Below are 23860 nucleotides of genomic sequence, written 5' to 3'. Positions count from 1 at the left end.
ACTAATGAGTAGAGCCAGCCTTTGGGGGCTGGCTCTTAAAGAGATAAGTAGTGACTGGTAGAGCCTCTTTGGAGGCTCTTCTCACTTATATATAGAGGGGGAAGTGGTGGCCCGAAACAGCCCTCGAATGTCACGGCTTTGTAACGATGATCTCGTGTGGTTGGCCGGAACGAAAATGGCCCCCCGGAGCAGAGTCACCGGGGGGCCACCGCTCCAGGGCACCCCCCGAAGCGGTTCGCCTCAAGTCTACAAGGCCGATGCGAGCGTCAGATCGCCCAGGCCTTGCGTGAGCTGTTCCAGCCGTTCCAGGTCTCCCAGGTCGATCTTGATGTCCGGCAGGCCTCCAGTGACGTCGTAGGAGATCCTCACGCCCCACTGGATTAGCAGGCGGTTCCTGGCTTCCGTGTCCAAGGCGGCCCAGTGCTCAGCCACGGTTACGCCGGTCGGCTGGTAGGTGTACCCGCTCGGCCTGGTCGGTTGAGCCAGCAGAGTCTTCCTGCGCGCTACGAGCGCTGCGAGTCGCTCCATGTAGGCGTCTTCGTCTCCCTCGTAGAGGCCGAGGTCCTTTTCCTTGCGAACGCTGCTGATGGCGTCTTCAACCTGCGACAGTTCTTCGGTGTGGTCTTCTCCGGCGACGAACACCTTCTCCTGCCATGGTTTGTCGCCGAACCTCGTCATGATGGCCTCGATGAGAGCGCCTTCAAGTTCGGCGGCTTTGATGCGGCCGTTGGCGCAGCGCCGGGCGATCGTGCCGTTGTACTGCTGCGTGTGTGACGCGCACCGGTACCGTAGCTCGTACTTCTTGCCGTTCTTTACTGTGAAGTTCTGGTGCACATTTCCGCCGCAAACACCACAAGACCCAACCTTCCGGAGAAGCATCGTGTTGCGGCGTGACTCTTCAGTGGTGTTGATCGAACGCCTGTCCAGCTCGGTTTGAAGCCTCGTCCATTCGGACATCCGAAGCAGCGGTTCAAAGAAGATGATGGGTTCGCCGTTGTCATCTCTGATGACGCTGCCCTTGTATTCCTTTTGCCCAATCAAATGCCTGTTCTTGAGCATCCGCCACAGGTTGGCGGAACTCCAAAGCTGGCCTTCGGTCGGCAGGCCCTTGAGCTGTCTTTGCCGGTCAACTGCGGTGGGAAAGTTGCGTTCGTTCAGCTCGATCGCAATCGACGTGATGGACCGCCCTTCGTGGACCGCCGCAACGATTTCCAGGAAGACCGGGTACATCTCGGGATCAATGACGAGCTTCTTGGTGCCGTCGCTGGTGTCGAGCATCCGGCCGAAGGGGATCCGGCCGCCACCCCACCTCCCATTTGCTCTGAGCGAGCGCTGGTTCTCCTTGGAGCGCGCCCTGATGGTCTCCAGCTCCAGTTCGGCCAGGATGGCCATGATCGCCGCTACGGCGCGGCCGATAGGCGTGTCCAAGTCGATGGGGTCATTCGTGCAGGCAAGGGTCTTGCCGCGCTCTCCGAGCCACTTCACGAGCAGCGCGAAATCCAGGGCCGAGCGGCACAGCCGGTCAAGCTTCCAGGAGACGAGCATGTCCCACTGGTCTGCGCCTTGGTCGGTAAGCCACGGCCCCAGCTCGGGGCGCTCCCATGGGTTGGTGGTGCCTGCGGAGACGTCGAGATCGACGGCCCATCCGACGATCACCCATCTGGTTCCGTCGGTGCTTGATTGGTTCTTCGCAGAGATCCAGTTCTCGATGATCGATCGCTGGAGGTCGGGCGAGATGGTCTGATCGTGGGTGCGCGACTGGCGGATGGCGGCGACGACCCTGACGATCTTGGGTTTGGTGGCTGGCGGCATGCGTCCTCTCCGTGATCTTGCTGCCGAACCGTACCTACCAAGTTGCAAAACTGCCAGTGGTACGGGCTTCCAGCCGTGAAGAGGAGGCGGTTATCGCCGGTCAGCGGAAGGCATCGAGGCCGGTCAGGGCCTTGCCCAGGGTGAGCAAATGTACTTCCTGCGTGCCCTCATACGTCAGGACACTCTCCAGGTTGTTCATGTGCCTGATCACAGGGTACTCCAGCGTGATCCCGTTCCCGCCCAGGATGCTGCGGGCCTGCCGGGCGATGTCGAGGGCGGCGCGGACGTTGGCGAGCTTGCCGAAGCTGATCTGCCGGGGCTCCAGCCGCCCCGCGTCCTTCAGCTCGCCGAGGTGCAGGGCCGTGAGGCCGGCCTGGGCCGTGCCGACGTACATCCAGGCGAGCTTCTCCTGGGTGAGCTGGAAGGAGCCGATCGGCTTGGAGAACTGGACGCGGGTCTTGGCGTACTCGACGGCCGCCTCCAGGCAGGCGCGGGCGGCGCCGACGACGCCCCAGACGATGCCGTAGCGGGCTTCGGACAGGCAGGACAGGGGGCCGCGCAGGCCGGTGACGCCGGGGAGGGCGGCGGAGGCGGGCAGGCGGACGTCGTCGAAGTACAGGGAGGACGTCACGGAGGCTCTCAGGGACAGCTTCTTGTGGATCTCAGGGGCGGAGAAGCCGGGGGTGGAGGTGGGGACGACGAAGCCGCGGACGCCGTCGTCGGTCTGCGCCCACACGACGGCCACGTCCGCGACGGAGCCGTTCGTGATCCACATCTTGGAGCCGTTCAGTATCCAGTCGGAGCCGTCCTTCTTGGCGTACGTCCGCATGCCCGCGGGGTCGGAGCCGTGGTCGGGCTCGGTCAGGCCGAAGCAGCCGATGGCCTCGCCGGCGGCCATCCGGGGCAGCCATTCCTCCTTCTGCTCGTCAGAGCCGTACTTCCAGATGGGGAACATGGCCAGCGAGCCCTGCACGGACACGAAGGAGCGCAGGCCGGAGTCGCCGGCCTCCAGCTCGCGGCAGGCCACCCCGTACGACACCGCGTCCGTGCCCGCGCAGCCGTACCCTGTGAGGTGCATCCCCAGCAGGCCGAGCGAGCCGAGCGCGGGCGCGAGCTCGCGGGCGGGGAAGGCGGCCTCCTCGAACCAGTCCCCTACGTGGGGGAGCACGCGGTCGGCGACGAACGACCTGACCGTGTCGCGGATGAGCCGCTGGTCAGGGTTGAGCTTGTCGTCCAGGCGCAGCAGGTCGTCCATGGCGGGTCCTCTCGTGCAAGGGGGACTACCAGGGTTCTACCAGGGGCAATCCTGATGTGCGAACACCGGGCCGCCGGGCAGTCTTGAGGCATGAGCGAATACAACGTCAAGAAGCTGCGTCGGACTCACAAGGGCCGGATCATCGCGGGTGTCTGCTCGGGCGTCGGCGAGTTCGTGGGGATCGACGCCAACCTGGTCAGGATCGCGCTGGCGATCGCGACGCTGTTCGGCGGGGCCGGAGTCGCGCTGTACGCGATCGGCTGGCTTCTCATGCCGGACGAGGAGCACGAGACCTCGATCGTCCAGGACATCATCAACAAGCAGCAGAACAAGGCCACCCCGACCGACTGGAGCGGCGAGCAGAAGCCGCAGCAGTGATCAGGCGGTGGCCTCGGCGGGCACCCGGGCGGTCTTGTCGCGGGACTCGGTCCAGATCATGGCCAGCACGGCCGCGCTGATCACCCCGGCGATGCCCGCCAGCGCGACCACCGGCTCAGGGCCGAGTCTCTCCGCCGCGAACCCGCCCACCAGGATGCCGATGCCCTGCACGGCCATCAGCCCCGACTGCACGAGGCCGAACGCCTGCGCGCGACGTTCGGCCGGTACGTGCTGGACGAAGGCGGCGTTCGCCGCGAGCTGGTAGGCCCCGCCGATCCCCGACAACACCCAGGCCGCCAGCACCACGGCCAGCGGTGGGCGCACCGCGGTGACGATCAGCGGCGCGCAGCTCAGCATGGCCATCCAGCCCATGAGCCGCAGCCGCCGCTGCGGCGAGACGAACCTGCTGAACAGGAACGCCCCCACGACTGTCCCGGCGGGCATGGCCGCCATCAGCAGCCCGGTGATCACGGGCACGGGCAGCGTGCCGTCGGCGAGCCTGGCCGCGTACGGGGCCGCGATGCCCTCGGGCAGGATGTAGAACCCGCACAACCACGCGAACAGCACCAGCGTACGCAGCTTCGGCGAGCCGAACACGAGCCGGGCGCCGCTGGTGGTCATCGACCACATGGACGGCTTCGACGCGCCGCCTGACGCGGGCCGCCGGCGTACGCCCGAGACCAGGATCAGCGCCGAGCCCAGGAACGTGGCCGCGTCGAGGGCGAGCGCGCGGTACGGGCCCATGGTGGCGATCAGGGCTCCGCCCGTGGCGAAACCGAGCATCTGGACAGCCTGGTTGGTCATGTTCTGCAACGCCGAGCCGATGACGTACGCGTCGCCGTCCAGCACCTCGGGCAGCAGCGCCGCCCGCGCGGCCGAGAACGGCGCGCTGAGCAGCACGACCAGGAACACCAGCACGCACAGCGCCCAGAACGGCACGCCAGGCACCGCCATCACGCCCACCAGCGCCGCCCGCAGCAGGTCGCAGGCCAGCATGACGCCCCGGCGCGCGAACCGGTCGGCCAGCCCGGCCAGCAGCGGCCCGCCGAGGATGGAGGGCAGGTACGTCAGCGCGTACACCCCTGCCGTGGCCAGCGGCGAGCCCGTGCGGTCGTAGACGAGGACGGCGAGCGCCACCTGGGCGAGCTGATCGCCGAGGAGGGACAGGCCCTGGCCGTACCAGAGTGCCCGGAACTCCTTGACGGCGATGACTTCCCGATATGTGACTTGTCGTGCGTCTCCGGCACGGCGATGCCGTCCCGGCGGCCGTCGCGCCCGCATGGCCCCCACTGGACTCCGCTGTGCCTGACTAAGGGTGCTCGCTATGTGACCTAAGGTGCCCGACGGCCAGGGGTGACCGCAACCGAAAGCAGCCAACCAAAAGCAAAGGGTTACCAGCCCAATTCGTGAAGGCGGGCGTCGTCGATGCCGAAGTGATGGCCGACTTCATGGACGACCGTGATGCGGACCTCGTCGATCACGTCTTCCTCGGTATCGCAAATTTCACATATGGGATTGCGGTAGATCTCGATCCGGTCGGGCAGAACTGCTGAGTACCAGTCGCCGCGTTCGGTGAGGGGGACACCGGTGTACAGGCCGAGCAGGTGGGGCTCCGGCGGATCATCGACGACCGTGACGACGACATTACTCATGGCACGCGTGAGGTCCGGCGGAATCGTGTCCAATGCCTCGGCCACGAGTTCCTCGAACTTCTCCCGCGATACCTCGATCACACCTGCCATTCTGCCCCGACCGACAGGTAAGCAAGAAACCGTATGAAGTTCGTGCACAGGTCAAAGGCAGTCCTCCGATCGCGCGGCGCGCGGATCGCGGCGGTGCTCCTGGTGGCCGCCGTGGGCGCCTGGCTCGGCATCTTCCTCAGCGGCACCGTACGCGCCCAGATCGGCCCCGTGGAAACGGGAATGTCACTCCGACCGGCCTGGGACGGCGAGACGGTCGTGGACGCCAGCCCCCTCGGCACCCTGACCTTCCAGACCCACAGCGCCCCGCTCAGGCTGCGCATCACCCTGGAGAACATCGACCAGGAACGCGCCAAGTCGCTTCTGGAGGACCCGCGCATCGCCGACCGCCTGCCCGACGTGATCGAGCAGGATCTCCTGGACGGCGTGCGGGCCCTCGTCATCCGCTCGCTGCTCTGTGCGGGCGCGGGAGCGCTCATCGCCGTCCTCATGGTCTTCCGGCGCCCGAGAACGGCGCTGATGGGCCTTCTGGCGGCTTCTGTGGCCCTCGCCGCCACCGGAGCCCTGGCGGCCGTCACGTTCCGCCCCAGCTCGCTGGTGGAGCCGCGCTACTCGGGCCTGGTCGCCGCCGCGCCGTCGCTCGTGGGCAGCGCGGAGTCGATCGTGACGCGCTTCGAGTCGTACCGCTCCCAGCTCACCAAGCTCGTGACGAACGTCTCGAAGCTGTACGACACGGTCTCGACCCTGCCGCTCTACGACGCCGACCCCAAGACCATCCGTGTCCTGCACATCTCCGACATCCACCTCAACCCCATCGCCTGGAACGTCATCCGCTCGCTCAAGGACCAGTTCGCCGTGGACCTGGTCATCGACACCGGTGACATCTCCGACCACGGCACCAAGGCGGAGAACAAGTTCGTCGACGAGATCCGCACGCTCCAGGTCCCGTACGTCTTCGTCCGCGGCAACCACGACTCGATGACCACCCAGAAGGCCGTCGAGAAGCAGAAGAACGCCATCGTCCTGGACGACACCGCGCAGCAGGTCGCCGGCCTGACCATCTACGGCCTCGGCGATCCCCGCTTCACCCCGGACAAGTCCGTCAGCGTCGACTCCGACCCGGCGGCCCTGGCCGAGTACGGCCGCGCCCACCGGGCCAAGGTCGGCAAGGCGGACCTGATCGCGGTGCACGACGGCGAGGTCGGCAACGGCTTCTCCGGCGCCGCCCCCATGATCCTGGCCGGTCACACCCACGAACGCCGCACCACCGTCTTCCCGACGGGCACCCGCATGCTCATCCAGGGCTCGACGGGCGGCGCGGGCCTGCGCGCCCTCGAACACGCCGCACCCACCCCGGTCCAGGCCTCGGTCCTGTACTTCGACAGGGAGACCAGGCGCCTGCAGGCATGGGACGACATCACCCTGGGTGGCCTGGGAGAGCAGTCGGTCTACATCCAGCGTCACGTGGAGCCCGACCCACAACGTATGATTTCCCCGGAGCCAACGAACGCCCCGTCGCCAACGGGATCGGTCACTGGCACCCCCGCTTCGCCGGCCGCCGGTCCGCCACTTTGGCATCAAGGGCAATCGTCCCCTATGCTTCAGAGGTCCCCGACGGAAGGCGACAGGGAAACCTAAGCCCCCATCGTCTAGCGGCCTAGGACACCGCCCTTTCAAGGCGGCGGCACGGGTTCGAATCCCGTTGGGGGCACCGCGAGCGCCTAGCGCACCCGCAAAAACGGCTGGTCGAAGACCACCGAAGAGCTGGTAAGCTAAGCGAGCGCAAACAGAACGAAACGCAAGACGCAAGGTCCTGTAGAGCAGTTTGGAGTGCTCGCCACCCTGTCAAGGTGGAGGTCGCGGGTTCAAGTCCCGTCAGGACCGCTCTGGGTCAGGTAGCTCAGTTGGTACGAGCGTCCGCCTGAAAAGCGGAAGGTCGGCAGTTCGACCCTGCCCCTGACCACCAGCATTGAACAGCGGAAACGCCCCTCCACGATCATGTGGACGGGGCGTTCGTGTTTCTGCGTATCTGTCTGAGTGACTCCGGTGCCGGAGTGAGCGGGAAGATCTCGTCCATCACGGTCGCGCTCGCTCGGGCGCTCTGAACGCTCATCACCTGCCTGCTCAGCCAGCAGTGCCTTGAGGACCGTCACACAGCTCCGGGGGCAATCCCGGCCCCACCCCGGCGGCCCTCGCCACAAAGCCGGTGAACGTCTTTTGACGTCTTCGTCAGGGCAGTGCTCTACTCCCTGCCATGACTCCGACAGACCTTCAGCCCACCCCTGTCATTGACGAGACGGCCCGGCTGCTGACCGAGCATTATGTCTTCCCTGAGATCGCCAAGCAGCTCGCGGACCTGCTGCGCCAACGCCTCGCCGAGGGCGCATATGACGTTGGCAGTGCCGAGGAGCTCTCCCGGCTGGTCACCGCGGACCTGCAGTCCGTCAACAACGACAAACACCTGAGACTGAAGCACCACGCCGACCCGGTGTCCTCCGAGGAGGGCGCGGCAACCCTGGAGTCCATCCGCCGGGACTTCGACACCTCGCTGGGCGGTGCGCCCCGGGTGGAGCTGCTCGACGGCGGAGTCACCGTGCTGGAGCTGGCGCCGATGCTGTTTCCGCTGGACTGGGCCGCCGAACCGCTGAGCGCCGCGCTCACCCTGGCCTCACGCGCCCAGGCGCTGATCGTGGACCTTCGCAACAACCGGGGCGGCGACCCGGACGCCGTCGCCTTCGTCTGCAGCTACCTTCTGGACGAGCGCACCCACCTCAACACCATGCACTGGCGCGGTGGCGAGCGCAGCGAGCAGTCCTGGAGCCTGCCGCACGTTCCCGGCGCGCGTTTCGGCGGCAGCAAACCGTTGTACGTGTCGGTCAGTGGCGACACCTTCTCCGCCGCTGAGGAACTGGCATACGACCTGCAGCAGCTCGGCCGCGCCGTCGTCGTCGGCGAGCCGACCCGTGGCGGCGCGCACCCGTGCAAGGGCTGGACCGTGCACCCTCATCTGGAGGTCACCGTCCCCACCGGCCGCGCCGTCAACCCCGTCTCCGGCACCAACTGGGAGGGCACCGGTGTGCAGCCGGACGTCCCTTGCCCTGCCGCGCAATCCCTCGACCGGGCACACGCGCTGGCCCTCGCCCGACTGGCAGACTGACGCGGCCCACCTCATCGACCATGTGGTACCGACCGTCGTACGCGCCTTTCATGCGAAGCACCCTCTCTCGTCTTACGGCTCCTGAGTGACAGAGTGCGTGACAACCTGAGCGACCAGCCATCGTTCGGGGCGTTCTGGCGTTCGCTGGGAGCGACGTCATCGGTTCGACAGTTCCAACACGGTGTCGTCCGCTTGCTGCGGATCCGGCATGTTCCGCGACAACGCAGGCACGTCCGCGCCGATCGGTCACATGTGAACTCGGCGCAAGCCGACCTCAGGCTCCCTCGTCCATCCACCATTCGGTGGATTTCCGGATCAGCATCCTGCCCACCGCATGATGGCCGCCAGGTCGATTCGCCGAAAAGGCCGGCGCAGGAAGCTTGAGCCATGGCAGTCATCGAGGTCACGGACCTACGCAAGGCGTACGGAAACCAGCAGATCCTGGACGGGGTGTCGTTCTCCGTGGAGGAGGGCGAGATCTTCGGCATCCTCGGTCCCAACGGCACCGGCAAGACCACCATGGTGGAGTGCGTGGAGGGGCTGCGGCAGGCCGACAGCGGCACGATCAGGGTGCTCGGTCTCGACCCCGTCAAGGACGCGCGCAGGCTGCACGAGCAGATCGGGGTGCAGCTGCAGCAGACCCAGCTGCCCGAGAACCTGAAGGTGTGGGAGGCGCTGGACCTGTACGCCTCGTTCTACGCCGAGCCGCGTGACTGGCGGGAGCTGCTGGAGGAGTGGGGGCTGGCCGACAAGCGGAACACCAGGTTCGGGAAGTTGTCGGGGGGTCAGAAGCAGCGGCTGTTCATCGCGCTGGCGCTCGTGGGCAACCCGCGGGTGGCGTTCCTGGACGAGCTGACCACCGGGCTGGACCCGCAGGCCAGGCGGACGACCTGGGAGCTGATCAAGCGCATCAGGGCGAGCGGGGTGACGGTGGTGCTGGTCAGTCACTTCATGGACGAGGTGGAGGAGCTGTGCGACCGGGTCGCGGTGCTCAGCCGGGGCAAGGTCGTGGCGGTGGACACGCCGGCGGGGCTGGCCGGTGGCGAGCACCGGATGCGGTTCACGCTGAAGGGGGAGCACCTCCTCGACCTGACGGAGGTGCCTGGGGTGATCGGGGTGTCCAGGTCGGGGGACCGGGTGGTCGTCACCGGCAGGGGGGACTTCGCGACGGCGGTCACGGCGCACCTGGCCCGCCACCACGTGCTGGTCAGTGACCTGCGCATCGACAAGCGGACGCTGGAAGACGCGTTCACCGCCCTGACCGGCCCGTCCTTCTGAGAAAGAGAGAAGAAGCGATCATGATGAAGCTCGCCCTGGTCGAGACCAAGCTGCTCACCCGCGAGCCGGGGGCGCTGTTCTCGCTGCTCATCCCGCTGTTCATCCTGGTGGTGTTCGGCAGCTCGATCCAGCCGGGGGACACCGTGCTGCTGCCGATGGCGCTGGCCATCGCCGTGGGGCTGGTGGGGCTGTACCTGCTCCCCACCACCCTGGCCGGTTACCGGGAGCGGGGCATCCTGCGCAGGTTGTCCATCACGCCGGTGCGTCCGGGGAGCCTGCTGGTGGTGCAGTTGCTGCTCCAGCTCGTCCTGGTGGTGGTCGCCTGCGGGCTGTTGATGACCGTCGCGGGCACGGTGCTGGGCGCGCGGCTGCCTGTCCTGGTGTTCTCGGGCGCGCTGGCCTTCCTGCTGGGTACGGCGAGCATGTTCGCGATCGGCTCGCTGGTGGCCGCGCTGGCGCCGAACGGCCGGGCCGCCAACGGGGTCGGCGTGCTGCTGTACTTCCCGATGGCCTATCTCGCCGGGCTCATGCAGCCGGTGGACCAGCTGCCGGATATCGTAGCGACCGTCGGGAGATTCACCCCTCTGGGCGCTTTCAGGGAGAGCCTTCAGAATGTCTGGGCGGGGAGTGCTCCCAGCCTCGTGGCGTTGGCCGTGATGGCGGTGTACACCCTGGTCATCGGCCTCGCGGCGACCAAGCTCTTCCGCTGGGAGTGAAGGATGGCCGGTCGCCTCGACCGATGGGAACGGTTGCTGGAGCGCCAGCTCGCGGCCCTGCCGTACGTGCTGCTGGCGATCTCCACGGCCCTGGGCCTGCTCACCGGAGGCCGGCCGGGGATCACGGTCGGCCTGGCCGCGCTGGCGGCCACGTGGATGTGGCTGGTGCCGCGCGGTGCCGTCTACGTGGTGGGGCTGGTGGTGCTGATCGGCGCGCTCTGTACGCAGGGGGCGTGGTTCGCGAGCTTCTTCGGCTTCATCGGATACCTCCACTCGTGGCAGTACCTGAAGGGGAAGTGGCGCTTCGCCGGCGTGAGCGCCACGGCGGCGATCAGCGTCGCGGCCTACGGCGGCGGCCTGCCGGAGCCCACCCCGTCCGCGATCCTGACCTACCTGCTCTTCACCGCCGCCATCGTGGCCGGGGTCGGCCTGTTCAGCTTCGTCGGTGAGGTCACGGCCGAGCGCAGCGACGAGCGCAGGCGCATGGTGACGCAGCTGGAGCAGACCATGCGGGAGAACGCGGGCCTGCACGCCCAGCTCCTCGTCCAGGCCCGCGAGGCGGGCGTGCTCGACGAGCGGCAGCGCATGGCGGCCGAGATCCACGACACCCTGGCCCAGGGCCTGACCGGCATCATCACCCAGCTCCAGGCGGCCAAGCAGGGCCAGGACTGGCGGCACGTGGACGTCGCGGTACGGCTGGCCCGCGAGAGCCTGGCCGAGGCCCGGCGCTCGGTGAACGCGGTGGGCCCCGGCCAGCTCGACGCGGCGCCCCTGCCCGAGGCGCTCGCCGAGATCACCGCCCAGTGGAGCGAGCTGCACGCGACGCGAGCCGAGTTCACCGTCACTGGTACGGTCCGACCCATGCATCCAGAGGTGGAGGAGACGTTGCTGCGCACCGCGCAGGAGGCGCTGGCCAACGCCGCCAAGCACGCGAACGCCTCCAGGGTCGGGCTGACCCTGTCGTACATGGAGGACGTGATCACCCTCGACGTGCGCGACGACGGCATCGGCTTCGACCCCAGGCTGACCGCGTTCGGCCTGACGGCGATGCGCAAGCGGGTGGACCGGCTGGCGGGCACGCTGGAGATCGAGTCCGAGGCCGGCGCGGGCACCGCGATCTCGGCCAGCCTCCCGGCGGTGACCCGTGGCTGAGCAGCGGATTCGGCTGCTCATCGCCGACGACCACCCCATCGTCCGCGACGGCCTGCGCGGCATGTTCGCCGGCGACCCGGGCTTCGAGGTGCTCGGCGAGGCCGCAGACGGCGCCCAGGCCGTCGCGCTCGCCCAAGCGCTGCACCCCCACGTGATCCTCATGGACCTGCGCATGCCCGGCATGGACGGCGTCGCGGCCATCAAGGAGCTCGCCAGACTGGGCAGCCCGGCCCGCGTGCTCGTCCTGACCACCTACGACACCGACCGCGACGTCATGCCCGCCATCGAGGCGGGCGCCACCGGCTACCTGCTGAAGGACACGGGGCGGGACGAGCTGGTCCGCGCGGTCCGCACCGCGGCGCGGGGCGAGGCCGTGCTCTCCCCGTCGGTCGCCACCCGCCTGCTCGGCCAGGTCCGCACCCCGGCCGCCGACCCGCTGAGCGCGCGGGAGCTGGAGATCCTCCGGCTCATCGCCGACGGCGCGACGAACCGGGAGGCCGCCGCGCGCCTGTTCATCAGCGAGGCCACGGTCAAGAGCCACGTGCTGCACATCTACACCAAGCTCGGGGTCAACGACCGCGCCGCCGCCGTCGCCACGGCGTTCCGCCGCGGGCTGCTCACCCTGGAGAACGACTGACGGCCCGGAGCACGCGGCGGCGGTCGTCCGCGTGCTCCGGGAGCCAGGGTCACTGCGTGGTGGTGCAGACCGTGCCGTTGAGGGTGAAGACGGACGGCAGCACGTTCGGCCCGCTGTAGTTGCCGACATAGCCGATCGTGGTGGTGGCGCCCGTGGCGAGCGAGGGGTTGGCGGGCTCGTTCACGGCCTTGACGTTCGATCCCGTCTGCGTCCAGACGGCGCTCCACCCGCTCCCGAAGCTCTGCCACGCCCGAGGCCAGGTGAACGACAACGTCCAGCCGTTGAGCGGCGCCCCGTGGTTGGTGATGTCGATGGCGCCGACGTAACCGCTGGCCCAGTCCGTCTGGACGGTCAGCTTGACGGAGCAGGAGCTGGTGGCGGGGGTGCCGGTGGTGAAGGTGAGCGGCGGGGAGGGGTCGGAGGTGGCGCCCCCGGCGTCCCTGGCGATCACGTTGACGGTGTAGCGGGTGCCGGGCTTGAGGTTGCGGACCGTGAGCGTGGTGCCGCCGGTCTCGCCGAGCTGCTCGGAGACGGCGCCGTGCTGGCGGTGGACCTCGTACTTGGCGATCGGGCGGGCGCCGGGCTTGGCGGCGGGCCAGGTGATCGTGGCGGTTTGGTCCGTGACGGCGGCGACGGCCGGCTGGCCGGGGGTGCCGGGGCGGCCCGGCTGCACGGCGGACGGCTTGAGGATGACGGTGGTCAGGGAGAGCGGCGGCAGCGTCTGGGTGGTGGCCGTGCCGGTGGCCGCGGTGGTGATGCTGGTCGCGCCGTTCGTGTGGGTCAGGACGGTGGGCGCGCCGGCGGCCGGGGTGAAGCCGGAGTAGTCCAGCTCGACCGGGTACGACGTGCCGGACGAGGTGTTGATCAGCATGACGGCCAGGTCGCCGTTCGGGCGGCGGGCCGCGTGCGCGGTGACCTCGGCCTGGTCGGTGGCGGCGCGGAGGAAGCGGTCACCCGGCCGGGCGAACCTGCTCGTCATCTGCAGCGCGTAGTACGGCGCGAAGGGGGTGTTCAGCGCCGGCTCGCAGACGCTGCCGTCGGAGGTGCACGTGCCGCTCGACAGCAGGCCGAAGTCGCCGTAGTCGGTGTGCCCCTCGACCTCGGTGACGGTGCCGATGCCGTTGTGCACGTTCCACCAGTCCACCGTGAAGACCCCGTTGGCCAGCAGCGTCGCGTACGCGTCCGCGGCGGCCAGCGCGCCCGGCTGCGTGTTGGTGCCGTTGCTGTTGGAGCCGGTGTTGAACTCGGTCATCGCGATGCCGATGCGCTCCGAGCCGGGCCCGGCGTACTTGGCGATCTGCTCGCGGGTGAGCTGGATCATGTCCGGGACGTGCCCCGTCTTGTCGAGGGCCCCGGGATACCAGTGCAGGATGACGAAGTCGATCTTCGATCCGGCGGTGGACAGGACGACCTTGTTCCACGATCCGCTGTCACCCTCGGCCACGATCGCGTCCGGCCAGTTCGCGGGCGTGGTCAGCACGGCGCCGATCTTGATGGTGGGATCGACGGCCTTCATCGCGTCGGCGTAGGCGACGACGTGGCGGGCGTACTCGTTCGGGCTCTTGTCGGCGTGGTCGTCGGCCTCCCAGGCTGCGCCGTAGTGGCCGTTGCCGTAGTTCTCGTTGCCGATCTCCCAGTACTTGACGCCGTAGCCCTTGGTGAGGTTGGCGTGGCGCACCCAGGCGGCGGCCTCCTCGGCGGTGCCGGTGCCGTAGTTCGCGGTGACCATCGGCTGCGCCCCGGTACGGCGCACGCCCCGCATGAACGTGTCGAAGTCGGTGTTCGGCGCCACGTAACCGCCGGGGGCCGTGTGGTCGGCCCAGTGGTAGATGTCGGAGTAGGAGCCGCCGGGGTAGCGCAGCACCTTCATGCCCGCGTCCTTGAGCAGGTCCGCGGTCTCGTTCGTGCCCAGGTTGCTGTCCCAGATGGCGTGGTTGGTGCCCAGGCCCGTCTCCGGGACGGTGGCCAGTGCGGCGCGGGCGTTGACCGTCACCTGGACGGCGTCGGTCTCGTCCGCGTGCGCGGCTGGGGCGTTCAAGGCGGTCAGCGTCAGCAGGACCGCTGACGCGACTCGCAGGGAGATTCTCGGCATCGGCGCACCTCGTGCTGGATTTGCGGGTATTCAGCTCGACGCCTCCTCCTGACCAGGAAGCATCATGATCATGGGCGGTGCCCGCACGGGCGTCAATCGAGGCTGAAACTTTCACCCGCGTCCGGGTCAGGTGCAGGTGGTGTCGCGGGCCGGGAGGCGGCCGGTGGTGACGTACGTGCTGACGTGGCCGATCACGCACTCGTTGGCCATGGCGGCGAACAGGTTGTGCCCCGGGCCGTCGAACGCGATGGTCCTGCTCCCCGGCACCTGCCGGACGACGCGGGCCGTGGACGCGAAGTCCTGCCAGGTGCCCGCGCCCAGCAGCGGCGGCAGGCCGCGCGGCAGCGGCGCCGGCGGGTTGGCCACGGGGGCGGGCCAGCCCGCGCAGCTGAGCGGGGCGTGCCAGGCGAGCGGGAAGGCCGCGCCCAGGTTCGGCGCGATCCTGTCCAGGCGCTCGACCGTCGCGGCGAGCTGCCGCTGGCCGGCGGGCCGGGGGTGATCGAGGCACTCCTTCACCCCGCCGCCCGGCAGGCCCGGGTACGGGTTCCTGCCCGGCGGCGCGAAGCCGGAGGCGTCCCCGGCCTCGGCCGCCTCGATGGCCGCGGCGGCCTCCTGCCACCGGTCGGGGCCGGGCCGGAGCTTGGCGAACATCAGGAACCGCAGGTGCATGCCGTGGTAGGCGGCACCGGCCGCCGGCGCGGGGATCGGCCGTTCGTCGGCCGCGGCGATCAGCGCGCGCCAGCGCCGCTCCGTGCCCGGCTGCGCCCAGGCGAAGAAGCGGTCCATCAGGCCGCCCGAGTCGCGGGCGATGGCGTCCAGCTCGCGCTGCCAGCTCCGGGTGGCGTGGTTGCCGGTTCCGTCCACGTACATCGTGCGGATCCGACGGGGGAACTGCCGGGCGTACGACTGGGCGATCATGCCGCCGTACGAGGTGCCGATGAAGTTCATCCGCTCCTCGCCGAGCGCCCGGCGGATGGCGTCGGCGTCCCTGGCGTCGCTCGCGGAGTCCATGTGGTCGAACAGCTCGGGGTCGGCGGCCCGGCACCGGTCCGCCCTGGCCCGGTTGCCGGCGGCGAGGCGGTCCAGGGCGGCCTGGTCGGCGGGCAGGTCCGGGGTGCGCAGGAAGCTCCAGTCGCACGGCAGCACCGGGGTGCTCAGGCCGGGGTAGCCGCGCGGGTCCCAGGTCACGACGTCCATCGACCGGCGGATCCGGTCGAAGATCCGCACCCGGGAGGCCATGATGGCGATCTGGTTGCCCTGGGGGCCGCCGAAATTGATCATCACGGTGCCGCGCTTGACGCCCGTGGCGGGCAGGCGGGCCACCTTGAGGGTGATCTTCCGGGTGCCGCCGGGGGACACGGAGACGGGCACGTCCGCGCACCGCAGCTCGCCCGAGCAGGGCTCCCACGAGAGCGCGGGGGCGGCGGCGGGGACGGGCGCGGTCAGCATCGACAGTGCCAGCAAGGTTCTGATCATGCGGGGAACGCTACGGGCGGCCTGCCGGGCCGATCTGCCTCCGAAAGTCATCACCGCTGTTCTCGAAAGTGGACAAGTAGGGTGTGGCGCATGGCCTGGGTTGTGGCGGTGGTGGCGGCTGATGTGGCGCTGTTGTGGCTGGACGATCCGACGGCCGGGCTGGTCCCGTACGCGGTGCTGACGGGCCTGGCCATGGCGGCCTCGCGGCGGTGGCCGTTCCCGGCGTTCCTGGCGGCCCTGACCATGGCGGTGCTGTCCGGCGCCGCGTACGCGTTGCTCATCTGCACCGGCTACCGCACCGGCCAGCGCATCGTCACGCGCGCCCACGTGGCGGCGACCGCCGGGGCGGTGCTGGCGTACGCGGGGGTGCTGGCGATGGTGGCGCAGCGGTCGGCGCTCGAACCCGGGCCCGTGCTGGCCCGCGTGGCGCTGCTGACGGTGCTGCCCGTGCTGGCCGGGCGCTACCTGACCAGGCAGCGCGAGCTGTCCGCCGACGAGGAGCGCAGGCGCATCGCCAGGGACATGCACGACTCGCTCGGCCACCTGCTCGGGCTGGTCTCGGTGCAGGCGGCGGCGCTGGAGGTGAGCGCGTTGCCGCCCGACCAGCGGCAGGCCGTACGCGGGCTGGCCGGCTCCGCCCGGGCGGCGGTGGCCGAGCTGCACACGGTCGTGAGCACGCTCAGGCGCTCGCCGGGCCCCGGCCTGGAGGGCGTCCCCGCGCTCGTCGAGCGGTTCCGGGCCGCCGGGGGCCGGGTCACGCTCGTGCGGTCGGGGGAGCCGGGGCACGTGGCGGGCCAGGGCGCGGCCTACCGGGTGGTCCAGGAAGGGCTGACGAACGCGGCCAGGCACGCCCCCGGCGCGCCCGTCCAGGTGACACTCGGCTGGGAGGCCGACGCGCTGCTGGTCACCGTCTCGAACCCGCTGCCCGGCGGTCACCGCGCGGCGGGCGGCGGCAACGGGCTGGCCGGGCTGGCGGAGCGGGTGCGGGAGGAGGGCGGGCTGCTGCGCGTGCACGCGGGGCCGCACGAGTTCCGCCTGGTCGCGATGCTGCCCCTGCTGGTGGGGGTGAATGCGTGATCAGAGTGCTGGTGGCCGACGACGAGCCGCTCATCACCGCCGGGATCGCCGCCGTGCTCGCCTCCGCCGGGGACATCGAGGTGGTGGCCACCGTCGCGGACGGCCGCGCGGCCGTGGACGCCGCCCGCCGGCACCGCGTGGACGTGGCGCTCCTCGACCTGGCCATGCCGGTGATGGACGGGCTGGCGGCGGCGGCCGAGCTGGCCGGGGTCCCGGTGGTGATGCTGACCGCGTTCGGCGACGCGGAGAACGTCCGCCTGGCGCTCCAGCGGAACGTCTCCGGATTTGTCGTGAAAAGTTGTGAGCCTGCGGAGCTGATCAGGGCCGTCAGGGCCGCGCACGCCGGTCACGCCTACCTCTCCCCGTCCGTCACCCGGCACGTGCTCGGCCTGGTCTCCTTCGCGGACGGCGAGCGCGCGAGCCGGGCCAGGCAGCGGCTGTCGGTGCTCAGCCCGCGCGAGCGCGAGGTGCTCGACCGGGTGGCCGAGGGCCTGTCCAACGCGGAGGCGGCCCGCCGGGTGCACATGAGCGAGGCCACGGTGAAGACCTACGTGAGCCGCATCCTGACCAAGCTCGGCTGCGCGAACCGGGTGCAGGCGGCCATGCTGCTCAGGGACGCCGGCGACGGGCCCGCTTGACGTACTGCGGAGGTGACGATGGAGCTGCTGCCGGCCCGGTTGCGGGCTGCCGGGTTCGAGGCGGAGTCCGTACGCGCGGTGCCCGGCGGCGTGGTGGCACTGGCGGGCCTGGCGACGCTGCGCGACGGGTCGCAGGTGTTCGCCAAGACGTTGCGCGCGCCCGCCTCGGACCTGTTCGAGGTCGAGGCGGCGGGGCTGCGCGCGCTGCGCGAGCTGGGCGGAGTCGCCACCCCGCGAGTGCTGGCCGTGACGCGGGACCTGCTCGTGCTCGAACCGCTGCCGCCGCGCCGCGACGACGACGAGCGGTTCTGGGAGGAGCTGGCGCTCGCGCTCGCCGGCCTGCACGCCGCCACGGCGGGCGAGCGGTTCGGCTGGCACCGGGACGGCTGGCTGGGCCGCCTGCGCCAGGACAACACCTGGGACGCCGACGGCCACGCCTGGTTCGCCCGGCGCCGGATCCTGCGCTGGCTGCCGGAGCCGCTGGTGGAGGCGGCCTTGGACCGCGCGGAGCGGCAGGCGCTCGAACGCCTCTGCGCGGCCCTGCCCGACCTGCTGCCGCCCGCCCCACCGGTGCTCACGCACGGCGACCTGTGGCTGGAGAACATCCTCGCCGCCCCGGCGGGCGGCCCCGCGCTGATCGACCCCGCCGTCTCCTACAGCTGGGCCGAGGCCGACCTCAGCATGTTGTGGTGCTCGCCGCGCCCGCCGGCCGCGCGCCGCTTCTTCGAGGTGTACGCGGCCACCGCGCCCCTGCCGGACGGCTGGCAGGAGCGCATGCCGCTGTACCACCTGCGGGAGCTGCTGAGCAGCATCGCCCACGACGACAACGCCAGGGAGTGCGCCGAGGCCGTCCGGGAGATCGTCGCCCCCTTCTGATCAGTTGTACTTGTACAGCCTCGTGCCCTTGCGCCGGCCCTGGTCGAACACCGAGGCCCGGTACATGCTGATGGACAGCTCGCCGTGCTCGGCCTTGCCGCAGGTGCCGATGCCGGCGAGCTGGTGGATCTCGTAGCGGGTGGTCGGGTCGCCGGCCACGAAGTACTCGGCGCGGGCCTGGTACTCGTCGGCGCTGGTGTCGCAGGCGTAGACGAACGTCTTGCGCTCGGCGAAGCAGACGGTGGCGGCGCCCTTGGTGGAGGTGCAGGTCCTGGACTTGGCGCGGGCCTCGGCGGGGGTGGTGCGCGTGTCCCGCTTGACGGGATATTTCGCGACATTGCGGACGGTCTTCCAGCGGCCGTACTTGACCCGGCGGCCACCCTGGTACAGCGCGGCCCGGAACGTCACGACCTTGCCGATCTCCCGGTTGCCGCGCACCTCGCCCTCGCGGCCCAGGTTGTGGATGACGTACTTGGTGCCGAGGTAGCCGTTCAGGTAGTACTCGACCGCGGGATGGCGGTGGTCGTCGGCCGTGTCCTCGATCGTGATGCCGGGGCGGTCGCTCCCGTCGGGGCCCACGCACGCCTCGGCGCCCTTGACCCGCACGCACACCGGCTCGGCGGCGGCCCCGGTCGTGGACGCGGTCGTGGACGCGGTCGTGGACGCGGCGGCCGGTTCAGCTGTGGGAACCGGCGCGGCGGTGGCCTGGCTCTGGGGTTTCTGGACCGCTGGACGGGGCGGCGCGACCGTGGCCGCCGCCCCGTCGGTGCTGAACGCGGTGGCCATCATCACGGCCGCCGCGATGACTGTGCGACGTAATGCCACTTGCAACCTCACCAGCCTCACCTGTCACAGTGACTTTGCCTGAGTGAGACGCGAGGAATGCGGCAAAGGTTCAGATTCGTTCAGTCGCCGTTCAGAAAACGACCGGTGCCGACGTGCCCCCGGTCGAGGACGCCGGCACCGGCGGGCACCAGGGTCAGGGCTCGCGCCTGTTCGGCGTCACGCTGGCCAGCAGCAGGAGCAGCGCGCTCTGGGCGAGCATGCCGGGGGCGAGCGGCGGCGCCATCCCGACCGACTTCGTCAGCGCGTACCACCACTGGGTGAGCGGCGAGTAGGAGTCCCACTGCGGGTCCATCGCGCCCATGCCGAAGTTGACCGACACGTGCGTGTAGACGCCGTACAACGAGCAGAGCAGGACGATCGCCGCGAGCACGCGCACGACGGTGAGCACCGGCCCCGAGTCGCGCAGCAGGAGCAGCACCAGCGCGACCACCTGCACGGCTAGCGCCACCCAGGGGATGAGCTGCACGGGGCTTTCCCAGTGGCGTTCGAAGGCGAGCTCCAGCGCGGCGCCCACGATGCCGATCGCGACCAGCGCCAGCAGGCCGAGCCGGAGCAGCGTGGTGCCCGGGGCGGCCAGCTTGCGCGAGTGCCGCGCGGTCGTCTGAGGGGGAGATGAGGTCATGTGGGGGACCACCGTCCGATGCGAGGTCTCTTTCGAAGTCGCCTCCAACGTCTCCAGGCATCCTCAGAGGAATCTGGTTGAATTCTGAAGAATTGGTGAGAAGTCAGGTCCGCTCGCGCCGCAACACGGCGTCGAACACCTGGGCCAGCTCGGCCGCGTCCTCGCCCGCGTGGTGCGTGTGCGGGAGTTTCTCCAGGCCGAAGCGTTTCTTGATCTGGCTCTTGTGCGAGCCCGACCACTCGGAGCCCGTCGCGCCCATCCAGTAACTTCTCAGGTCCACGCCGGAGCCGGTCGTGCCGAACGGGTTCTTGCCGGTGAACCGGACGAAGTACCAGTGCACGTACATGCCGTCCCACACCGCGGGCGCGGCCAGGAAGACGGGCCGCCCGATCCTGCGCAGCCCGTTCACCCAGCGGGCCGCGGCCGCCATCGCCACCTCGGGCGGCGGCGCCTCGCGCAGCAGCCGGTCGCGGTCGAGCCCGGAGACGGCCAGCGCCTCGGGCACGAAGTCATCGGAGATCGGGCGCAGCTCGGTGTAGAACGACAGGTCCTGGCGCCCGGCCACCGCCATGCCCAGCGAGAGCATGCTGTAGGGGCCGGGGATGGGCCCGTCGGCCTCCACGTCCACCGCGACGTACAACTCAGGAAGTTCCGGCACGGCGGCCAGGATAACTGCACGACATCTTCACGACATCCGCACACGGGCCTGGTGGAGTGGGCGGGCCCGCCGAGGTGTGCTCGAAGGGGAGGGGACACACGAGGGGGTGCCGCCGGTGGAGAACTGGATCGACCAGCCGATCGTCGACCCCGCCGTGCCCGAGCGCGACCGTCACCGCCTCGCCGCCGCGTGGCCGTCGGCGCAGGACGGGCGGCTCGGCGGGGGCGTGCCGGCCCGGCTGCTCGGCCGGCCCGAGCCCGAGCCGCCGCGCTGGGTGCGGCGGCTGTTCGGCCTCGGCGGGCTCTGCGCCGCGGTGTCGGGGTCCGTGCTCGGCCTGGCGGCCTTCGAGACCGGGCACGAGACCACCGGCCTGGCCGCCATGATGATCTTCCTGACCGGGGTGCTGTTCGTCGGCGTCTCGCGCCCGAACCCGGTGGAGCGCCTGGCCCGCCTGTACGCCGGCCGCTACGTCGTCCCTTCGGAGCTGGACGACCCGGCCCTCGATCTGCTGGCCAGGGCCAGGAGAGCGATCAGGGACGTGACCGGCTCCCGCGTGCACCGCCTCGGCCTGCTCGACGCGGTCGCCAACGACGTCGTGCTGCCCGAGCGGCTGTGGGAGATCGCCCGCCTCGTCCGTGTCCACACCGGCCTGCGGGCCGAGCAGGCCCTGGCGCTCACCGAGGTGGTCACCCCTGAGCTGACCGCCGTGCTGGGGCCCCAGCAGGAGGCGCTGCGACGCTCGGTGGCGGCGGTCACGGAGCGGGTGTGGGAGCTGGAGGCCTACGCCTCCCGGGTGCGCTCGGCCGACTCCGCGTTACGCGCGAGCGAGCTGCAGCAGAGCAACGACACCTACCTGGACCTGCTGGCGCAGACGGGCGAGGAGGAGGGCGTGCGCGCGCTGAGCGACCAGGCCGACGCCCTGACCCGCACCCTGCGCGAGGCCATCGCCGCCGGGGAGACCTTGTGATCGGTACGACCGCCCGAGCCGTACCGATCACCACCGGATCCCATCACATGTTGATCATGTGGCCCGCGAGCCCGTGGACGGCCTCCTTGACGGCCTCCCCGAGCGTCGGGTGCGCGTGCACGTTGCGGGCCACCTCGTGCACGGTCAGGTCCCACTGCTGCGCCAGCGTCAGCTCGGGCAGCAGCTCGGTCACCTCGGGCCCGATCAGGTGCGCGCCGAGCAGCTCGCCGTGCGTGTTGTCGCTGATGATCTTCACGAACCCGGCGGAGTCGCCCAGGCCGTGCGCCTTGCCGTTGGCCGTGAACGGGAACTTCGCCACCTTCACGTCGTAGCCCAGGTCGCGGGCCTGCGCCTCGGTGTAGCCGAAGCTGGCCACCTGCGGCTGGCAGTACGTCGCCCGCGGGATCATCACGAAGTCGAGCTCCATGGTCTCCGCGCCCGCGATCGTCTCGGCGGCGATGATGCCCATGGACTCGGCGGCGTGCGCCAGCATGAGCTTGGCCGTGACGTCGCCGATGGCGTAGATGTGCGGCACGTTCGTGCGCCCGCGCCCGTCGACCGCGATCGCGCCGCGCTCGGTCAGCGCCACGCCGGTCTTCTCCAGCCCGTAGCCGTCGACGCGCGGCTGGAACCCGATGGCCTGCAGCACCTTGTCGGCCTCCAGCACCTGCGTCTGGTCGCCGCGGGTGACGGTGACCTTGACGGAGGAGCCGGTGTCCTCGATGGAGTCGACGCGGGTGGAGGTGAGCACCTCGATGCCGAGCCGCTTGTAGCGCTTGGCCAGCTCGGCCGACACCTCTTCGTCCTCCAGCGGCACGACCCGGTCGAGGAACTCGACGATGGTCACCTTGACGCCGTAGTTGTGCAGCACGTACGCGAACTCCACGCCGATCGCGCCGGCGCCCGCGATGATGATGCTGCCCGGCAGCTGCTCGGTGAGGATCTGCTCCTCGTACGTCACCACGCGCTCCGACAGCTGCGTGCCGGGGATCAGCCTGGTGGTCGCGCCGGCCGCGATGATGCAGTGGGAGAACGTGATCGTCTCGCCGTTCACCTGGAGCGTGTTGGCGTCGAGGAACGTGCCGCGACCGTCGTACTCGGTGATGGCGTTCTTCTTCATCAGGTAGTGAACGCCCTTGACCCGCCCGTCGGCCACCTTGCGGCTGCGCTGGAAGGCCGCGCCGTAGTCGAAGGTGACCTCGCCGCTGATGCCGAAGGTCTTGGCCTCGTTGTGGAAGATGTGGGCGAGCTCCGCGTTGCGCAGCAGCGCCTTGGACGGGATGCAGCCCACGTTCAGGCAGACGCCACCCCAGTACTTCTCCTCGACGACCGCGGTGCGCAGTCCGAGCTGGGCGGCGCGGACCGCGGCCGTATATCCTCCAGGACCCGCGCCGAGAACGACGACGTCATAGTGAGTGCTCATGAGTCGGACCATACCGCCCGCCTGACTCTGCCCCTGACCTCAGACCTCCACCTTGTACGACAGAGTGAGTTCATCTGCGGGAACACCACGGATTCCCCAGTTGACCTTGGGCGTATCGATGATGGTGATCTCCACGTCCTCAGGGTCGAGTCCCGACTTCTCATAGATCGCCCGGATCAGCGCCCGCTTGGCGTCGTCGCTGCGGCCCGTGAAGCAGAGCACCTCGATGATGAGATACCGCTCACTGCGCTGCGGGCAGATGAAGTCGTCCTCGTCCAGCAACAGGAACCGGTGGAACCGCTTGTCCTCCGGCATCCCCCACGCCTCCACCAGACACGACTGCAGCAGGTCCGAGAGCTCCCGCTGCCGCCCCGCCCACACGTCCCTGCGCCCGTACACCTTCACTTGTCCCATGGTCGGCCAATATAGAGGCCAAGATAGAGAACTGTGATCCGCATACTCCTGGCCGACGACGAGGCCATGATCAGAGCAGGGGTCAGGGCGATCCTGGAGTCCGATCCCGAGCTGGAGGTCGTGGCCGAGGCCGGCGACGGCAGGCAGGCGGTCGACCTGGCCATCAGCCACCACCCCGACGTCGCGCTCCTCGACATCCGCATGCCCCGGCTCGACGGGCTGGCCGCCGCCGCCGAGCTGCGCAGGGCCGCGCCGGGCACGGCCGTGGTGATGCTGACGACGTTCGGCGAGGACGACTACATCGCCAAGGCGCTCGACCTCGGCGCCGCCGGGTTCCTGCTCAAGTCGGGCGACCCGCGCGAGCTGATCGCCGGCGTCCACGCCGTCGCCGGCGGGGCCGCGTACCTGTCGCCCAAGGTCGCCCAGCGCGTCATCGCGCAGCTCGCCGGCGGCAGGATGGCCAGGGGAGCGGTGGCCCGCGACCGCATCGGGGCGCTGACCGACCGCGAGCGCGAGGTGCTCGCCCTGCTCGGGGCCGGTCTGTCCAACGCCGAGATCGCCCGCGAGCTGCACATCGTGGAGGGCACGGTGAAGGCGTACGTGAGCGCCATCCTGACCCGGCTCGACGTGCGCAACCGCGTACAGGCCGCGATCATCGCCCACGAGGCCGGCTTGGTAGCCTGACC

General features: G+C 69.9%; 23 protein-coding genes and 3 tRNA genes. 15 read left to right on the top strand and 11 right to left on the bottom strand.

Annotated elements, in window-relative coordinates:
- Positions 1–246 precede the first annotated feature (246 nt).
- Both LCN96_RS53100 and LCN96_RS53095 read right to left on the bottom strand, forming a co-directional pair.
- Positions 247–1812 carry a recombinase family protein gene (locus LCN96_RS53100; protein WP_225269978.1) on the bottom strand — a complete coding sequence of 522 codons (1566 nt, stop codon included), beginning with the start codon at positions 1810–1812 and terminating at the stop codon, positions 247–249.
- 100 nt (positions 1813–1912) lie between these two features.
- Positions 1913–3067, bottom strand: a complete 1155-nt coding sequence (locus LCN96_RS53095) for an acyl-CoA dehydrogenase family protein (RefSeq protein ID WP_225269977.1) — start codon at positions 3065–3067, stop codon at positions 1913–1915.
- Between the two features lie 90 nt (positions 3068–3157).
- Between LCN96_RS53095 and LCN96_RS53090 the strand changes: the two genes are divergently transcribed.
- Complete coding sequence (locus LCN96_RS53090) at positions 3158–3445, top strand: PspC domain-containing protein (RefSeq protein ID WP_225269976.1); 288 nt, start codon at positions 3158–3160, stop codon at positions 3443–3445.
- Here the strand turns inward: LCN96_RS53090 and LCN96_RS53085 are convergent, their stop codons facing one another.
- A complete protein-coding gene (locus LCN96_RS53085) occupies positions 3446–4726 on the bottom strand; it encodes an MFS transporter (RefSeq protein ID WP_225269975.1) in 1281 nt (426 codons plus the stop codon).
- A 110-nt stretch (positions 4727–4836) separates the two neighbouring features.
- The gene (locus LCN96_RS53080; RefSeq protein WP_185100311.1) at positions 4837–5187 is read right to left on the bottom strand and encodes a metallopeptidase family protein; all 351 of its coding nucleotides are present in this window, start codon (positions 5185–5187) and stop codon (positions 4837–4839) included.
- 33 nt (positions 5188–5220) lie between these two features.
- Here LCN96_RS53080 and LCN96_RS53075 point away from each other — a divergent pair, with 33 nt between their 5' ends.
- The 9 genes from LCN96_RS53075 (at position 5221) to LCN96_RS53035 (ending at position 12085) form a co-directional block, all read left to right on the top strand.
- A complete protein-coding gene (locus tag LCN96_RS53075) occupies positions 5221–6783 on the top strand; it encodes a metallophosphoesterase family protein (RefSeq protein WP_225269974.1) in 1563 nt (520 codons plus the stop codon).
- A tRNA-Glu gene (locus LCN96_RS53070) sits at positions 6784–6856 on the top strand.
- A gap of 98 nt (positions 6857–6954) precedes the next feature.
- Positions 6955–7029 (top strand) — tRNA-Asp (locus tag LCN96_RS53065).
- A 5-nt stretch (positions 7030–7034) separates the two neighbouring features.
- Positions 7035–7111: transfer RNA gene (locus tag LCN96_RS53060), tRNA-Phe, on the top strand.
- A 288-nt stretch (positions 7112–7399) separates the two neighbouring features.
- Entirely contained in the window at positions 7400–8302 is a 903-nt protein-coding gene (locus LCN96_RS53055; RefSeq protein ID WP_225269973.1) for a S41 family peptidase, read from the top strand.
- 387 nt (positions 8303–8689) lie between these two features.
- Positions 8690–9580: an ABC transporter ATP-binding protein gene (locus tag LCN96_RS53050; RefSeq protein ID WP_225269972.1), complete on the top strand. Its 891-nt coding sequence runs from the start codon at positions 8690–8692 to the stop codon at positions 9578–9580.
- Positions 9581–9600: 20 nt separating this feature from the next.
- Positions 9601–10296, top strand: coding sequence for an ABC transporter permease (locus LCN96_RS53045; RefSeq protein WP_225269971.1), 696 nt, complete (start codon positions 9601–9603; stop codon positions 10294–10296).
- A gap of 3 nt (positions 10297–10299) precedes the next feature.
- Positions 10300–11448 carry a sensor histidine kinase gene (locus LCN96_RS53040; RefSeq protein WP_225269970.1) on the top strand — a complete coding sequence of 383 codons (1149 nt, stop codon included), beginning with the start codon at positions 10300–10302 and terminating at the stop codon, positions 11446–11448.
- Positions 11441–12085 (top strand): response regulator, encoded by a 645-nt coding sequence (locus LCN96_RS53035; protein ID WP_225269969.1) that lies wholly within the window; start codon positions 11441–11443, stop codon positions 12083–12085. Before LCN96_RS53040 ends, LCN96_RS53035 begins: the two co-directional genes overlap by 8 nt.
- Before the next feature lie 49 nt (positions 12086–12134).
- Here LCN96_RS53035 and LCN96_RS53030 read toward each other — a convergent pair whose 3' ends face one another.
- Both LCN96_RS53030 and LCN96_RS53025 read right to left on the bottom strand, forming a co-directional pair.
- Positions 12135–14177, bottom strand: a complete 2043-nt coding sequence (locus LCN96_RS53030) for a cellulose binding domain-containing protein (RefSeq protein ID WP_225269968.1) — start codon at positions 14175–14177, stop codon at positions 12135–12137.
- Between the two features lie 126 nt (positions 14178–14303).
- A complete protein-coding gene (locus LCN96_RS53025; RefSeq protein WP_225269967.1) occupies positions 14304–15653 on the bottom strand; it encodes an alpha/beta fold hydrolase in 1350 nt (449 codons plus the stop codon).
- 90 nt (positions 15654–15743) lie between these two features.
- Between LCN96_RS53025 and LCN96_RS53020 the strand changes: the two genes are divergently transcribed.
- Genes LCN96_RS53020 through LCN96_RS53010 form a run of 3 tightly spaced genes read left to right on the top strand, consistent with a single transcriptional unit; the run spans position 15744 to position 18244 of the window.
- A complete protein-coding gene (locus LCN96_RS53020) occupies positions 15744–16730 on the top strand; it encodes a sensor histidine kinase (protein ID WP_225269966.1) in 987 nt (328 codons plus the stop codon).
- Complete coding sequence (locus LCN96_RS53015) at positions 16727–17368, top strand: response regulator transcription factor (RefSeq protein ID WP_225269965.1); 642 nt, start codon at positions 16727–16729, stop codon at positions 17366–17368. Before LCN96_RS53020 ends, LCN96_RS53015 begins: the two co-directional genes overlap by 4 nt.
- A gap of 18 nt (positions 17369–17386) precedes the next feature.
- Positions 17387–18244, top strand: coding sequence for a fructosamine kinase family protein (locus LCN96_RS53010; RefSeq protein ID WP_225269964.1), 858 nt, complete (start codon positions 17387–17389; stop codon positions 18242–18244).
- Here the strand turns inward: LCN96_RS53010 and LCN96_RS53005 are convergent, their stop codons facing one another.
- From LCN96_RS53005 to LCN96_RS52995, 3 genes are all read right to left on the bottom strand, one after another.
- Positions 18245–19069, bottom strand: a complete 825-nt coding sequence (locus LCN96_RS53005; RefSeq protein ID WP_225269963.1) for a hypothetical protein — start codon at positions 19067–19069, stop codon at positions 18245–18247.
- 154 nt (positions 19070–19223) lie between these two features.
- Positions 19224–19712, bottom strand: coding sequence for a hypothetical protein (locus LCN96_RS53000; RefSeq protein WP_225269962.1), 489 nt, complete (start codon positions 19710–19712; stop codon positions 19224–19226).
- A gap of 103 nt (positions 19713–19815) precedes the next feature.
- Positions 19816–20370 carry an exonuclease gene (locus LCN96_RS52995; protein ID WP_225269961.1) on the bottom strand — a complete coding sequence of 185 codons (555 nt, stop codon included), beginning with the start codon at positions 20368–20370 and terminating at the stop codon, positions 19816–19818.
- A 115-nt stretch (positions 20371–20485) separates the two neighbouring features.
- Here LCN96_RS52995 and LCN96_RS52990 point away from each other — a divergent pair, with 115 nt between their 5' ends.
- Complete coding sequence (locus LCN96_RS52990) at positions 20486–21337, top strand: hypothetical protein (protein ID WP_225269960.1); 852 nt, start codon at positions 20486–20488, stop codon at positions 21335–21337.
- A gap of 43 nt (positions 21338–21380) precedes the next feature.
- Here the strand turns inward: LCN96_RS52990 and lpdA are convergent, their stop codons facing one another.
- Positions 21381–22760 (bottom strand): dihydrolipoyl dehydrogenase, encoded by a 1380-nt coding sequence (gene lpdA / locus LCN96_RS52985; protein ID WP_225269959.1) that lies wholly within the window; start codon positions 22758–22760, stop codon positions 21381–21383.
- A 39-nt stretch (positions 22761–22799) separates the two neighbouring features.
- A complete protein-coding gene (locus LCN96_RS52980; protein ID WP_225269958.1) occupies positions 22800–23174 on the bottom strand; it encodes a tautomerase family protein in 375 nt (124 codons plus the stop codon).
- A 33-nt stretch (positions 23175–23207) separates the two neighbouring features.
- Here LCN96_RS52980 and LCN96_RS52975 point away from each other — a divergent pair, with 33 nt between their 5' ends.
- Entirely contained in the window at positions 23208–23858 is a 651-nt protein-coding gene (locus tag LCN96_RS52975) for a response regulator (protein ID WP_225269957.1), read from the top strand.
- Positions 23859–23860: the final 2 nt, after the last annotated feature.

Origin of the sequence: Nonomuraea gerenzanensis (assembly GCF_020215645.1) — a bacterium.
In the GTDB taxonomy this organism is placed as follows: domain Bacteria; phylum Actinomycetota; class Actinomycetes; order Streptosporangiales; family Streptosporangiaceae; genus Nonomuraea; species Nonomuraea gerenzanensis.
This window is presented reverse-complemented; position numbering and strand designations above follow the sequence as displayed.